Source organism: Flavobacterium tistrianum (assembly GCF_003254545.1).
Classification (GTDB): Bacteria; Bacteroidota; Bacteroidia; order Flavobacteriales; family Flavobacteriaceae; genus Flavobacterium; species Flavobacterium tistrianum.
Window position 1 is genome coordinate 67,320 of sequence record NZ_QJRH01000060.1, and the last position, 14,816, is coordinate 82,135.

General features: G+C 33.8%; 15 protein-coding genes. 7 read left to right on the plus strand and 8 right to left on the minus strand.

The window, feature by feature from the left end:
* Window positions 1-108 precede the first annotated feature (108 nt).
* Complete coding sequence (locus DMB71_RS03455) at window positions 109-1,284, plus strand: GlmU family protein (protein WP_111363728.1); 1,176 nt, start codon at window positions 109-111, stop codon at window positions 1,282-1,284.
* A 132-nt stretch (window positions 1,285-1,416) separates the two neighbouring features.
* On the opposite strand, the gene DMB71_RS03460 is transcribed toward DMB71_RS03455, so the two are convergent.
* Window positions 1,417-1,860, minus strand: a complete 444-nt coding sequence (locus tag DMB71_RS03460; protein ID WP_111363730.1) for a PepSY-like domain-containing protein — start codon at window positions 1,858-1,860, stop codon at window positions 1,417-1,419.
* A gap of 244 nt (window positions 1,861-2,104) precedes the next feature.
* Here DMB71_RS03460 and DMB71_RS03465 point away from each other — a divergent pair, with 244 nt between their 5' ends.
* The 3 genes from DMB71_RS03465 to DMB71_RS03475 all read left to right on the plus strand — a co-directional run bounded on the left by DMB71_RS03465 (window position 2,105) and on the right by DMB71_RS03475 (window position 6,587).
* Window positions 2,105-3,739: an ABC-F family ATP-binding cassette domain-containing protein gene (locus tag DMB71_RS03465; RefSeq protein ID WP_111363732.1), complete on the plus strand. Its 1,635-nt coding sequence runs from the start codon at window positions 2,105-2,107 to the stop codon at window positions 3,737-3,739.
* Between the two features lie 234 nt (window positions 3,740-3,973).
* A complete protein-coding gene (locus tag DMB71_RS03470) occupies window positions 3,974-5,137 on the plus strand; it encodes a porin (protein ID WP_239452915.1) in 1,164 nt (387 codons plus the stop codon).
* A gap of 19 nt (window positions 5,138-5,156) precedes the next feature.
* Window positions 5,157-6,587, plus strand: a complete 1,431-nt coding sequence (locus DMB71_RS03475; protein WP_111363736.1) for an anion permease — start codon at window positions 5,157-5,159, stop codon at window positions 6,585-6,587.
* Here DMB71_RS03475 and DMB71_RS03480 read toward each other — a convergent pair.
* Window positions 6,584-6,886 carry a GNAT family N-acetyltransferase gene (locus DMB71_RS03480; RefSeq protein WP_239452916.1) on the minus strand — a complete coding sequence of 101 codons (303 nt, stop codon included), beginning with the start codon at window positions 6,884-6,886 and terminating at the stop codon, window positions 6,584-6,586. The two genes, DMB71_RS03475 and DMB71_RS03480, sit on opposite strands and share 4 nt — an antisense overlap.
* A gap of 293 nt (window positions 6,887-7,179) precedes the next feature.
* Between DMB71_RS03480 and DMB71_RS03485 the strand changes: the two genes are divergently transcribed.
* On the plus strand, window positions 7,180-7,836 hold the full coding sequence (locus DMB71_RS03485; RefSeq protein WP_111363737.1) for an alpha/beta hydrolase family protein: 657 nt from the start codon (window positions 7,180-7,182) through the stop codon (window positions 7,834-7,836).
* Between the two features lie 312 nt (window positions 7,837-8,148).
* Here the strand turns inward: DMB71_RS03485 and DMB71_RS03490 are convergent, their stop codons facing one another.
* A complete protein-coding gene (locus DMB71_RS03490; protein WP_008464839.1) occupies window positions 8,149-8,664 on the minus strand; it encodes a hypothetical protein in 516 nt (171 codons plus the stop codon).
* 169 nt (window positions 8,665-8,833) lie between these two features.
* On the opposite strand from DMB71_RS03490, the gene rpmH reads away from it, so the two are divergent.
* Together rpmH and carB are read left to right on the plus strand one after the other, a co-directional pair.
* Window positions 8,834-8,995 carry a 50S ribosomal protein L34 gene (rpmH, locus tag DMB71_RS03495; protein ID WP_008464848.1) on the plus strand — a complete coding sequence of 54 codons (162 nt, stop codon included), beginning with the start codon at window positions 8,834-8,836 and terminating at the stop codon, window positions 8,993-8,995.
* Between the two features lie 143 nt (window positions 8,996-9,138).
* A complete protein-coding gene (gene carB, locus DMB71_RS03500; RefSeq protein ID WP_111363739.1) occupies window positions 9,139-11,994 on the plus strand; it encodes a carbamoyl-phosphate synthase large subunit in 2,856 nt (951 codons plus the stop codon).
* Between the two features lie 69 nt (window positions 11,995-12,063).
* On the opposite strand, the gene yiaA is transcribed toward carB, so the two are convergent.
* The 5 genes from yiaA to DMB71_RS03525 all read right to left on the minus strand — a co-directional run bounded on the left by yiaA (window position 12,064) and on the right by DMB71_RS03525 (window position 14,655).
* On the minus strand, window positions 12,064-12,462 hold the full coding sequence (gene yiaA, locus DMB71_RS03505) for an inner membrane protein YiaA (RefSeq protein ID WP_066033705.1): 399 nt from the start codon (window positions 12,460-12,462) through the stop codon (window positions 12,064-12,066).
* A gap of 150 nt (window positions 12,463-12,612) precedes the next feature.
* A complete protein-coding gene (locus DMB71_RS03510; RefSeq protein WP_111363741.1) occupies window positions 12,613-13,152 on the minus strand; it encodes a DUF4252 domain-containing protein in 540 nt (179 codons plus the stop codon).
* A 1-nt stretch (window position 13,153) separates the two neighbouring features.
* Entirely contained in the window at window positions 13,154-13,681 is a 528-nt protein-coding gene (locus tag DMB71_RS03515; RefSeq protein ID WP_111363742.1) for a DUF4252 domain-containing protein, read from the minus strand.
* A 16-nt stretch (window positions 13,682-13,697) separates the two neighbouring features.
* Complete coding sequence (locus DMB71_RS03520; protein ID WP_111363744.1) at window positions 13,698-14,159, minus strand: hypothetical protein; 462 nt, start codon at window positions 14,157-14,159, stop codon at window positions 13,698-13,700.
* A complete protein-coding gene (locus DMB71_RS03525) occupies window positions 14,146-14,655 on the minus strand; it encodes an RNA polymerase sigma factor (protein WP_008464858.1) in 510 nt (169 codons plus the stop codon). The genes DMB71_RS03520 and DMB71_RS03525 overlap by 14 nt, the downstream gene beginning before the upstream one ends.
* Window positions 14,656-14,816 lie beyond the last annotated feature (161 nt).

Here is a 14,816-nt window from a genome sequence, read left to right on the forward strand (position 1 = left end):
CGTGAATTCGTGGCTATTTACATATAAACTTGCTTAATGTAAAACATAAATATTTGTAACTTTGGTGCCAGGTAACCAAATCAAATTTTAACAAACACTCAATTATTTATGAACTACATTCTTTTCGACGGTCCCGTTCGGAATGCCTTATTACCCTTTACTTTTACACGGCCAGTAGCTGATATTTTGGTAGGAATTATGACAATTCGCCAGAAATGGGAAAAATATCTAGGTTCTACAATCACTACGATAACCGAAGAATATTTGTCTGAAAAATTTCCAATGGTTGAAATGGAGGAAAACGTAATGATCAACGCAGCGTATTTGCCAAATGATACTCTTGCGGAGATGGTTTCTAATTTGACAGAAAATCAGGCAATCTTTAAAGGAGAAGATATAATTGCGTTTTTTGCGAGCGAAAATCAAGACGAAGTCGATTTTGATTCTTACGAAATTATTCAGTACAACGAAGATTGCATTACGATAGAGCATACTTGGGATATTTTCTCAAAAAATGATGCTGCGATTCGCCAAGATTTTAAATATCTGACTGAAGACCGCACGTCTCAGCCAATTCCTAAAAGCGTTAATGTAATTTCGCCAGAAAATATTTTTATCGAAGAAGGAGCAAAACTAGAGTTTGTAACTTTAAATGCATCGACTGGTCCTATATATATAGGTAAAAATACCGAAATTATGGAAGGAACCGTAATTCGCGGACCATTTGCTTTATGCGAAAATGCAATGGTAAAAATGTCAGCTAAAGTTTATGGGGCAACTACTGTTGGACCTGGGAGCCGAATAGGAGGAGAGGTTAAAAACTCAGTTCTTTTTGCGAATTCAAATAAAGGACATGAAGGGTTTTTAGGAGATTCAGTTTTAGGAGAATGGTGCAATATCGGAGCAGATTCTAATAACTCAAACCTAAAAAATAATTACGAAGAAGTGAAATTATGGAGCTACGAAACAGAAGGTTTTGCTAAAACAGGACTTCAGTTTTGCGGTTTAATGATGGGAGATCATAGTAAATGCGGAATCAACACGATGTTTAATACAGGAACTGTCGTTGGTGTAAGCGCTAATATTTTCGGAAGCGGATTTCCTCGCAACTTTGTTCCAAGTTTTTCTTGGGGAGGTGCTGCAGGATTTACAACTTATGTAACTAAAAAAGCTTTTGAAACGGCAAGATTAGTAATGAGTAGGCGAAATATTGAATTCGATGCAACTGAAGCTGCAATTATGGAGCATATTTTCGAAGAAACTAAAAAATGGAGAAAAGATTAATGAGATAATTAGTCAATTTGAAAATTAGATAATTATAGCAAACCCTACAGGTTTTTAAATCCTGTAGGGTTTTGTTATTTTAAGGTTTTGAGAATTTTCTAATTTCCTAATTGACACATTTTCTAATTCAACTTATTTGTCAATCTTAATAAAATCTCCTTTCAGGTTGAATTTTAGTTCCAAACCATTGGTTAATTTTGTTTCATAACCAGAACTTCCAAGTTCTATTTTGGTTACGTCTTCTTTAGGGAAATTTGATTTTATATAAGAAGCAACTTTTTTAGGGATAATAGATTTTGGAACTTTACTGTTTTTTGCTTCCACTTCTTTCCAGTTTCCTTTTTTATCAAACTCGATTTCAATCTGATTGTCGTATTGAACTTTGTATTCTGTCGAAAGAATTTCTTTGTCTTCCAATATATAGCTCGGTTTTTTAGATCCAAAATGTGTCTTTAAGAATGTTTGAGCATTCGCAGGCAAAGCTTCTTTTTTAATTACGGTTTTTTGTGCATTTGCAGTAAGTCCAAATAGTAATCCTGCAATTAAGTAGACGGTCAGTTTTAATTTCGTTCTCATATTTTGCTGATTTTTAAATTCTTATACAAGATAAGATTAAAATTTTAAAATTTAGCAAAACCATTGAGGTTTCGTTCATTACGATTTAGATCTTATTTAGTTAGTGTATTATCTAATTGGCACATTTTCAAAATTATCTAATTATCAAATTGGCACATTATCTAATTAAATCTATCTTTGCAGCACGAAAAAAATGGGTAGTCGGATAAACGATTAACCGATTAAACAAAATTCACAAACACAAATGATTACAGTTAACGATATTTCGGTTCAGTTTGGCGGAACTACACTTTTTAGCGATGTTTCTTTTGCTATTAATGAAAATGATAAAATTGCCCTTATGGGTAAAAATGGTGCGGGAAAATCGACACTTTTAAAAATAATTGCTGGTGTAAACAAACCTTCTACAGGAAGTATTTCGGCTCCGAAAGAAGCTGTAATTGCCTATCTGCCTCAGCATTTGCTTACTGAAGATGGTGCGACAGTAATGGAAGAAGCGTCAAAAGCTTTCAGTGAAATTTTTAAAATGAAATCTGAAATTGATGATATCAATGAACAGTTGACAGTTCGTACTGATTATGAAAGCGACGAATACATGAAATTAATCGAAAGAGTTTCTGACTTAAGCGAGAAGTTTTATGCTATCGAAGAAGTGAATTACGAAGCAGAAGTTGAGAAAATATTAGTTGGTTTAGGTTTTGAAAGAGAAGATTTCGCACGTCAAACTTCAGAATTTTCAGGAGGATGGAGAATGCGTATCGAGTTGGCTAAAATCCTTTTAAGAAAACCAGATTTAATTTTGCTGGATGAACCAACAAACCACATGGATATCGAGAGTATTCAATGGTTAGAAGATTTCTTGTTGACTCAAGCAAAAGCAGTTGTGGTAATTTCTCACGATAGAGCGTTTGTAGATAATATTACAAACAGAACTATCGAAGTTACGATGGGAAGAATTTACGATTACAAAGCAAAATATTCTCATTACTTAGAATTAAGAAAAGATCGTAGAATTCATCAGCAAAAAGCGTATGATGAACAACAGAAAATGATTGCTGAAAACCGTGCTTTTATTGAGCGTTTCAGAGGAACATTTTCTAAAACAGACGCTGTTCAATCTCGTGTCAAAATGCTTGAGAAACTTGAAATAGTAGAGGTTGATGAAGTTGATACATCTGCATTGCGTTTAAAATTCCCGCCAGCGGCACGTTCTGGTCAATATCCAGTTATTGTAAAAGAAATGTCTAAAGCTTATGGAGATCATGTTGTTTTTAAAGATGCAAATATTGTAATCGAACGCGGTCAGAAAGTAGCTTTCGTTGGAAAGAATGGTGAAGGAAAATCAACAATGATTAAAGCCATCATGAAGGAAATAGGTGTTGATTCTGGAAGCGTTGAAATCGGACATAACGCTCAAATTGGGTATTTTGCTCAAAATCAAGCGGCGCTATTAGATGAGAATGCTACTATTTTTGAAACTATTGATAGTATTGCTGTTGGAGATATCAGAACGCAAATCAAAAATATTTTAGGCGCTTTCATGTTCCAAGGAGATGATATCACTAAAAAAGTAAAAGTACTTTCAGGAGGAGAAAAAACTCGTTTGGCAATGATCAAATTGTTATTGGAGCCAGTGAACTTATTGATTCTGGATGAACCTTCGAATCACTTAGATATGAAAACTAAAGATATTATCAAAGATGCTTTAAGAGATTTTGATGGAACTTTAATTTTAGTTTCTCACGACCGTGATTTCTTAGACGGTTTGGCTACTAAGGTTTTCGAATTCGGAAATAAGCGAGTAAAAGAACATTTTGAAGATGTGGCTGGTTTCTTGGCTCATAAGAAAATGGATTCGATGAGAGAAATCGAGAAATAATATTTTTCAATATAAATTCTAAAGGGTGTAAGATTTAATCTTATGCCCTTTTTTTATTTATAATCCATAACAGTATTTTAATGCAATTTTTTTTACATAAAATATCTTTTTTTGTTATTTTAGTACTTCCATTCCATGTTGACTATAAGCTGTTAACTTTTGATCTCAAGAATAAAGAGCTGATTTTTTTAAATCGGCTATATAAGCATTAATGTTTCAAATTATTTTAAGCCTATGAGTAAAAGTCTACTAATGCCAATTTTTTTTCTTTTTTTTATAACGCCAACTTTTTTACACGCCCAAGGCGATTTGAATCAAGGAGCTGATAAGACCGATAAAACAGAGAATGGAGAAGTAAAATATCCGCAGTTTCAGTTAAAAGGACTGCTTCAGGCGAGATATTTAGAAAGTTTTGGAGATAATGTAGATGTTTTAGGAACTCATCATTCGACGGGAGATGCAACACAAAGCTCTTTTGATATAAAAAGAATGCGTGTTGGCTTAAATACCAAACTAAGCGAAACAACAGAAATCGTAATTCTGGTGAATCTTGCAGATTTTAAATCAGATACAAAAGGTAAAGTTCTTGAAAATGCCTACGGAAAATATACTTTTAATAAATATATAGCCTTAACAGGAGGACAATTTCGTCCAGCATTTGGTATTGAAGAGCTTGTTCCAGTAGATATTATTAAATCTTTTGATTTCTCGAATCAATATTATGAGTTTGGGAAAAATGGATGGACAAGTTTTCAGATTGGTGCATCGGCAACGGGAGCTTTTGATATTGGGAAAATTCCAGTGAATTATGCCATTTCGGTTTTAAATGGAAATGGGAAAAATGTAGAAATGGACAAAGACAACGGAAAGCAATATTCTTCCAGATGGGTTTTCGGTTTGTCAAAAGAACATAAAATTAATTTAGGTTTAAACGGCGGTTTCGGAAAAGTTTTTAAAGAAGATGTTTTTGCAATCGGAGCAGATATTACAAGCGATTTTAAATTGACGGATAAGTTTAGTTTTGATTTGCAGATAGAATATAAACAAGGAACAAATCATAATTTGTACTATTCGCTTCCGGTCGACGGAAAAACAGATAATGTTTCAGATTATCAAATGCGAGGTATTTATTTCCTTCCAAACTTTAGATATACCGTAAATTATCAAAAACTCACAGCGCTCGAATTGTCGTGTCGTTACGAAACTTTTGATCCTAGTTATAAAATCAATTCAAACGTACGCACCACTTATACGCCAATGGTCAGTTTAGAATTCGGAAAATCATATACGGGTCGTATAGAAATGGGATTTGAGATTGATAGATTTGATAAAAGCATTCCAAGTACAACAACCTACGATAATGATTTATTTTTAATTCAGTTGCAGCTCAGAATTTAATTCACTTAATTTTTGTTTTATGAAAGAAGTAAAAATTCCACAGACTCTAATTACGCTGGCAGTTTTAGTTGCCATTTGGTTTATTCCAGCTCCAGAAGGTGTTGTGATAGAAGCGTGGCATTTATTTGCCATTTTCGTAGCTACTATTTTAGGAATCATCTTAAAAGCAGCTCCGATGGGAACTATGTGTATGATTGCTATTGCCTTGACGGCAATGTCTCAGGTTTTGGCTCCTGGAGATCCTGGAAAATCAATCACTTTAGCATTAAAAGGATTTGGCGATAAAGTAATCTGGCTGATTGGAATTTCATTCTTTATAGCAAGAGGATTTATAAAAACAGGTCTTGGAAACAGGATTGCTTTTTTATTCATAAAAATATTCGGAAAAAGTTCTCTGGGATTAGCGTATGGTTTAGGATTGGCAGATTTGGTTTTAGCGCCAGCTGTTCCAAGTAATACCGCTAGAGGAGGAGGAATCGTTTATCCGATTATGAAATCAATGTCGATGAGTTTTGGCTCAATGCCAGACAAACCTGAAACACATAGAAAATTAGGGGCTTATTTGACTTTGAATAGTTATAATATGAATTTGATTGCTTCTTCTATGTTTTTAACAGGAACGGCAAGTAATCCGATGTGTCAGAAGTTTGCGCTTAATCTGGGAATAAAAATCAGTTGGATGTCATGGGCTGCGGCGGCGATTGTTCCGGGTTTGTGTGCTTTTATTGTAATTCCGTTTGTTTTATATAAAATTTACCCTCCAGAATTAAAAAAGACTGGAGATGCTCCACAAATTGCATCACAGAAATTGAAAGAAATGGGAGCGATTACAAGAGACGAATGGATGATGTTGCTTACATTTTTCATTCTGCTTTTCCTTTGGATGACAGGGGACTTGTTTTCTATCGATGCAACAACAACCGCCTTTATCGGATTGGTAATTTTACTTTTAACTTCAGTTTTGACTTGGGAAGATGTAAAATCAGAAAAAGGAGCTTGGGATACTATTGTATGGTTTTCTGTTTTGGTTATGATGGCGAGTTCGCTAAACGAATTAGGTTTTATAGCGTGGTTCAGTGATTTAGTAAAAGCACAAATTGGCGGATTAAGCTGGCAAATGGCTTTTCCGATTATTATATTAGTGTATTTCTTTAGTCATTATCTTTTCGCAAGTGCAACTGCGCACGTTGCAGCAATGTACGCAGCTTTACTTGGTGTTGGTGTTTCGCTCGGAATTCCGGGGTTGTTGCTAGCGTTTATGCTTGGTTTTGTCGGATCGCTTTACGGAACTTTAACTCATTATGGCCATGGTCCGGCACCCGTATTTTTCGGGAGCGGTTACGTTGACCTAAAGAGCTGGTGGGTCAAAGGGCTTATAACCGGTTTGGTTATGCTCTTAATCTATATGGTAATAGGAGGGTTGTGGCTCCGAATTATAGGATATTTTTAAATTCTAATTCCTGGAGGAAGTAATTCTTTATATCTTGGATTTTTTTTGAAAAACGAAACAATCTTTGGATGAATCGGAACTACTCTGTAATTTTTTTCAGCACTTAAATCTAATATATTTTTAAGCAAAGTGTTGATTGTTTCTTCGTTCTCGAATGAATCAGGCTTGTTGATTTTGGTTAAAAAGATTTTCTTTTCTTGAAATTGATACTCAACTGCTAACATTCCTTCAGGGATGACAGTTTCGAATTGGCGTGCAAATGTGTTGTCTTTGATTTCCATAGTTACAGATGTTTCCATAGTAATTTCTTGTTAGGATATTGGTAAATAGTGAATTTGGGACTCGAAATACGTATTGAAAGAAAATTCTTTATAAGATTTAAAATCAAAAAATATTTCGAAATGCAAAGGTAATCATTTGATTTTCAATATTAAATTATTTTTTGCAGCTATAAACTTTAAGTTATTGTTTTGAAGTTTGATTTTTTGAGCCAGACGCAATAAATAGGTCTGAAATTTGATTATAATGATATTAAAAAAGGTAACTTTATTTTTTAGAATAAATATCCTAATGGTAATTTCATTTTAATGTTATGAGTAAAATTCCAGTTTATTTTATGCCAGGTTTGGCTGCGAGTTCATCTATTTTTGAAAGAATAAAATTGGATGAAGATATTTTTGAAACGCATCTTCTCGAATGGGAAATTCCAAACCCAAAAGAATCTTTATCAGATTATGCGCTTCGAATTAGTAAAAATATAAAAGACGAAAATCCTGTTTTAATCGGAGTTTCCTTTGGAGGAATCTTAGTGCAGGAAATTTCGAAACATATAAAAGCGCGAAAAGTTATTATTATATCGAGCGTAAGAAGTAATCACGAATTTCCTAGAAGAATGAAAATAGGAAAGAGCACAAAAGCTTACAAACTAATTCCAATGCAGTTGATTCTTAATATTGAAAAGCTTGCCAAGTTTTCTTTTGGAGAAAAAGTCAATAAGAGAATAAAATTATACGAGAAGTTTCTATCTGTTCGTGATTTAGGTTATCTGCAATGGGCTGTAGAAAGTGTAATCTTATGGGATCGCGATCAAATCGACGAAAATGTAATTCATATTCACGGAGACCAAGACGATGTTTTTCCAATTAAATATATTGATAAATGCATTTTGGTTAAAGGAGGAACCCATATTATGATTCTCAATAAGTATAAATGGTTGAATGAGAATTTGCCTTCGATAATACTGGATTAAATTCCAATTTTTAAATTCCAAATTCCAAATCTTTGTCAAAGTTTAAAACTTTGACAAAGGTGTATTTAAGGACATTTACACGCGATCTTGTCATTTCGACCCTAGGGAGAAATCTTCGCAAGTAGCTCGACAAAGATTGGTAATTTACTTTGCGGAGTTTCTTACGGAGATCCTTCGTTCCTCAGGATGACAAACTATGCGGAAAATGTCAGTTAAGAAAAATCTAAAATCTAAACTCAACAATCTAAAATAAAAAATCCCAAACTCCTTTTTAGAATTTGGGATTTTTAATATTTGGAATTTAAAAAATCGTTAGATTTTCTTCATTTGTTCTTTCATCATAGAGATTTGCTCTTTCAGCATACCTTGCTTGTCTAATTTTTTAGCTTCGTTTAATAAATTAGTCGCTTCCAATTTTCTTCTGCGAGACATTGCAACTCCTGCAAGGTTTAATTTAGCTACAGCTAAATCCATATCCATTGATAGTCCAAGTTCGATTGCTTTTTTGAAATGTTTCTCTGCTTGGTTGATGTTAGTTTGAGATAACATGATGCCTTGTAAATAATTTAAGTACCCTTGTTGTTTTCTTACTAATGCACCTTCTGGATTTTTGATATATGATAACCATTTATTAGCTCCTGCGAAGTCTTGTTTTCTTAATTTAAGGAAGGCTAAAAGGATAAATTCGTTTTTAAAATAAAGAAAAATTGGAATTGCAGTCAATAAAATCAAAAATATACCATTTCCGATATTACTTTCTGTAAATTGCCAAATGCCCGCCACTACAAGAAGTCCGGCCAAAATAAGTTTAATATTCTTGTGAAACATAATTATTGTAAATTTGTGATTGCAAAGATAGTAAAAGGAATTAAAAATATTTTTATAAAAGTACTTGCCAGAAAAAAAAGTCTTTGTATATTTGCACTCGGTTTTTGAACAACGATATCCAAAACCAAATAAACGAGTTAATAGATACCATTTTTAAAGATACAAAGCAATGAGCAAAAGAACATTTCAACCATCGAAAAGAAAAAGAAGAAATAAGCACGGATTTATGGACAGAATGGCTTCTGCGAATGGAAGAAAAGTTCTAGCGCGTAGAAGAGCAAAAGGAAGACATAAATTAACTGTTTCTAGCGAGCCTAGACACAAAAAATAATGTTTGTATAAACATACATAAGGCGATTACTTTTTTAGTATCGCCTTTTTTTATACCTTTTCGGTAAAATTTTATCCAACTTTCTAGTTTATAATACACTAGAGAGGTTTTTAAAACGTAAATAACTACACAATACATACAAAATGCCTAAAGACACATCAATAAAATCAGTTTTAATAATAGGTTCAGGACCTATTGTTATTGGCCAAGCTTGCGAATTCGATTATGCGGGATCTCAATCTGCACGTTCGATTCGTGAAGAAGGAATTGAGGTTATCTTGATTAACTCGAATCCAGCGACGATTATGACCGACCCATCTATGGCCGATCATATTTATTTGAAACCTTTAACGACAAAATCGATTATTGAGATTCTTAAGGAACATCCGCAAATTGATGCAGTTTTACCTACAATGGGAGGACAAACAGCATTGAACTTGTGTTTGGAAGCTGAGGAAAAAGGAATCTGGCAGGATTTCGGAGTAAGATTAATCGGTGTTGATGTAAATGCAATTAATATTACTGAAGACAGAGAGCAGTTTAAACAGCTTTTAGAAAAAATTAATGTACCAACTGCACCGGCAAAAACAGCTACTTCTTACTTAGAAGGAAAAGAAATTGCTCAGGAGTTTGGTTTTCCGCTTGTAATTCGTCCATCGTTTACGCTTGGAGGAACTGGAGCAGCTGTGGTTTACAAAAAAGAAGATTTTGATGAGCTTTTAACTCGCGGACTTGAAGCTTCTCCAATTCACGAAGTTTTGATCGACAAAGCTTTGATGGGATGGAAAGAATATGAGTTAGAGCTTTTAAGAGATAAAAATGATAATGTTGTAATTATCTGTTCTATCGAAAACATGGATCCAATGGGAATCCATACTGGAGATTCTATTACAGTTGCGCCAGCAATGACTTTATCTGATACAACTTTCCAAAAATTACGTGACTACGCTATCTTAATGATGAGAAGTATCGGAAATTTTGCTGGAGGATGTAACGTACAATTTGCAGTTTCGCCAGACGAAAAAGAAGATATCGTAGCAATCGAAATCAACCCTCGTGTATCTCGTTCTTCTGCTTTGGCATCAAAAGCAACTGGATATCCAATTGCTAAAATTGCTTCTAAACTGGCTTTAGGTTACAACTTAGATGAGTTGCAAAACCAAATTACAAAATCTACTTCGGCTCTTTTTGAACCAACTTTAGATTATGTAATCGTAAAAATACCACGTTGGAACTTCGACAAATTTGAAGGGTCAGACAGAACTTTAGGTCTTCAGATGAAATCTGTAGGTGAGGTTATGGGAATCGGACGTTCTTTCCAAGAAGCCCTTCACAAAGCAACTCAATCTCTAGAAATTAAGAGAAACGGTTTAGGTGCTGACGGAAAAGGATATAAAAATTACGAACAAATTATCGAAAAACTAACTTATGCAAGCTGGGATCGTGTATTCGTAATTTATGATGCAATCGCAATGGGGATTCCGTTGAGCACAATCCACGAAATTACAAGAATCGATATGTGGTTCTTGAAACAATACGAAGAGCTTTATACTTTAGAAAAAGAAATTTCAAACTACAAAGTTTCAAATCTTCCTAAAGAATTATTGCTTGAAGCAAAACAAAAAGGTTTTGCAGACAGACAAATCGCTCACATGATGAGTTGTTTAGAAAGTGAAGTGCATATTTTGCGTATGAACATGAACATCAACCGTGTATTCAAATTGGTTGATACTTGTGCGGCTGAGTTTAAAGCAAAAACACCATATTACTACTCAACATTCGAAGCTGAAATTGAAAAAGCAAACGGAGAACGTTTTGTAGACAACGAAAGTATCGTAACAGATAGAAAGAAAGTAATCGTTTTAGGTTCTGGGCCAAATAGAATTGGTCAAGGAATCGAGTTTGATTACTCTTGTGTACACGGAGTTTTAGCAGCTAAAGAATGCGGTTACGAAACGATCATGATTAACTGTAATCCTGAAACGGTTTCTACAGACTTTGATACGGCTGATAAATTATACTTCGAGCCAGTTTTCTGGGAACACATATATGATATTATCCAACATGAAAAACCAGAAGGTGTAATCGTGCAGCTTGGAGGTCAGACGGCTCTTAAATTGGCAGACAAATTATCTAAATACGGTGTGAAAATCATCGGAACTAGTTTTGATGCACTTGACTTAGCAGAAGACAGAGGACGTTTCTCAGACTTATTGACTGAATTGCATATTCCTTTCCCACGATTTGGAATCGCTGAAACAGCTGATGAGGCTTCAAAACTAGCTGATACTTTAGATTTCCCACTTTTAATTCGTCCTTCTTATGTATTAGGAGGTCAAGGAATGAAAATTGTAATCAACAAAAAAGAGCTTGAAGAGCACGTTATCGATTTGTTGAAAGCAATTCCAGGAAACAAATTGCTTCTAGATCACTACTTAGCTGGAGCAATCGAAGCTGAAGCTGATGCAATTTGTGATGCTGATGGAAATGTTTACATCATCGGAATTATGGAGCACATTGAGCCTTGTGGAGTTCACTCTGGAGATAGTAACGCAACATTGCCTCCTTTCAACCTAGGAGAGTTTGTAATGCAGCAAATTAAAGATCACACGCATAAAATTGCGAGAGCTTTAAAAACGGTTGGTTTGATCAACATTCAGTTTGCGATTAAAGATGATACGGTTTACATCATCGAGGCAAACCCAAGAGCTTCAAGAACGGTTCCGTTCATTGCTAAAGCTTACGGAGAGCCTTACGTAAACTACGCTACAAAAGTAATGTTAGGTCACAATAAAGTAACTGACTTTGATTTCAACCCAAAATTAAACGGATACGCTATCAAACAACCAGTTTTCTCTTTTAGCAAATTCCCGAACGTAAACAAAGCGTTAGGGCCAGAAATGAAATCGACAGGAGAAAGTATCTTGTTTATTGATGACTTAAAAGACGATCAATTCTACGAGTTATACTCTAGAAGAAAAATGTATTTGAGTAAATAATCTCAGATTGTATTATAAAAGAAAAGCTCCAATGAAAATTGGAGCTTTTTTATTTCTGAATTAAAAACTTTATTCGCCTTGATTAAAGTTCATATTGTCTCTAGTATTTTTCTGAACTGAAATTGCACCGAATAATGCTAGTAGAAAAGCAAAGGCATAAAAGCCTTTTTCGCTTGGTAAAATTGTTGCATTCCATAATCCAACAACTAAAAGAACGATTGATAGTAAAGTTCCAAACCAGCAGATTCCGTAATAAATATCAGTAACAGGAAGTTTTTCTAATCGGTCTCTTACACTTTTTTGTAATGAAACAACAGCAAAAAGGCCGAACATTAGAACGGTGAAATAATATCCTTTTTCGTTTAAAAGCATTTCGGCTCGGGCAAGTCCAACAATAAAACCGATTGTTCCGGCTCCAAGCGCAACCCAAGATGCGGCGATAAAGGCATTTGATGTTTTTTGTATTATAATTTATTATTTTGGTAAGCCACAAATATAATTAAATTAGATTCATGCCAAAGTAAAAACCTGCTGTTTTGTTCAGTAAAATCGCTCAAAATAAATAAAAGAAAAAGCTCCATAATTGAAGCTTTTCTCGTTGTAAAAAAGTAAGATGTTTTATTTTTTAAGCAATTGTTCTAGAGGTTTTAACTGTTCCATATCTATTTTAGATTTTTGTAAAACAGACATTAAAGTCATAATGTTATTTGGATTCATATCTTCGCCTAACACTCGAACTACTGCAAAACCAGTTTCTTTTCTGTTGGCAAAAATGACAAACTCTTTAATATTGTCGTCACTTCCAACGTAGCTTACAGAAGCGCCTTCTTTTCCAGATCCAAACTTCATTAATTCCTGATATTTCGGATCTTTTAATATGGTTTTTACTTTTGTTCTTTCTGTCTCAAACTGAGCTTGATTACTTTCATCAGCTTTAAAAGCCAGAATATTCATTTTGTCAAACGAGTTTAAAGCTTCGTTTTGTTCGGCAGATAATTTTGTTTTATCAACATTTAAAATGTTTGGCGAAATATCCAAAGCTATAAAATCTTTTTTCTCTGAATTTTCAACAAAATACTTTTGCAGTGAAGGTTCATAATTACAGCTTCCTAAAGTTAGAAGAGCTGTAAGTGCTAAGATGAAGATACCTTTTTTCATTTTATTTTTTGCCTTTAGAAGCTTTCTTTAAGTCAGAACCGCCAGGAAGTTGCATTTTGTCAGTTAGTACTGAAATTTCATTTAAATCAAAATTACCAGTTAAAGATAGTAAAACAGTTTCGTCATTTTTTGCACCGTCAACATACATTAAAAGTTCTCTTATCTGTGTGTCAGTAGCGCCAGATTTTACCATTATTCTAACGTTTTTTCCGCCATCATTTACTCGCATTAATTCTTCTAAACCGGCTGTTTTTACATATTTATCGGCAGTAGCTTTCATGTCGGCTTCGATTTTTGGATTTTTAGTGGTAAACACTTTTAAGTAATCCAGTTTTTTGATTAGAGCAATATATTGCTGAGTTTCTTTATCAGAAGTGTCAGTTTTTACTTTGCTCATTAAATCAAACATTTTTTTGTTTACAATTACTGAGGTTACATCGTCTTGACCGTCAAATTTGTCAAATGCGCCTTGTGCATAAAATACATTTGTAACGAAGGCGAATACTAGTGTTATGATGAAATTTTTCATTTTTGATTGAATTTAATTACTGTTTAAAAATTTTGTTTTTTGATTGTTCGTATTCTTTAATATAGTGTACACTTTCAATACCTACATTAACATTGTTTGATAATAAAGCCAAAGCTTTTTGAGTTGCTTTTAAGGCTTCTTCTGGATCATCGTAAGTTCCTAATTCGGTTTGCGAAGCTACTGCAGTAGTATCATTTTTTTCGCTAACAAAAAAGTAAGTTCCGATTCCAAGCAAAACAACAGCAGAAGCTGCAATCGATAACCACGCTACGTTTCGTTTCTTAGTTTGTAGTGGAATCTCATACGTCGATTTCTGTTCTTTTGCTTGAGAGAAATAGCCAAACATAGGTTTGTACTGCTCCAAATGCTGCGCAACATTTGATGAAGAAAAGTATTCTTTTAATTGATTTTCTTCAGCAATAGAAGTTTCTCCCTGAAAGTATTTTTCTAATATCTCTTCTATTTTATTTAGTTCCATAAAGGTGTGTATTTGTCATTGATTCTCTAATTTTTTTTCTTGCTCTCGAAAGTGCCACTCGTATTGCGGTTTCGTTCATATTTACGATTTTGGCTATTTCTTCAAATTCATATTGTTCAACATCCCGAAGCTGAATTAATAGTTGCATTTGTTCGGGCATTTCGTTTATAATTTTTTCAACCCATTCTAAACTGTCTTGATCTTCTAATTTTTTATCCAATTGCGGTTGCCGATCGGTAAAATTATTATGGACAATCTGAAGATTACTGGCTCTTTTAGATTTTAGCTGATCGAGACAATAGTTTTTTGTCATTGTCATGGCCAATGCTTCGACGCTATTATAGCTTTGCAGGTTATCTTTTTTGTTCCATAATTTTACCATTACTTCCTGAGTTGCATCTTCTGCTTCTTCGGTGCTGGTAAGCAATCTTTTTGCCAGACGAAAAACTTTGTCTTTGAAAGGATTTATTAATTCTATAAATACAACTTGGTTCATTAATCTGATGGTTAATCGTTAGCTTATATATTCAAGACGAGGTACAATTCTATTTGTTACAAGGAAAATAAAATTTTTTTTTGCGTAAAAAAAATACTGCTTTTTAACGAAGCTAAAACTAAAGGTACTACTTTTACGTTTATTCAGAATATAGATAACCT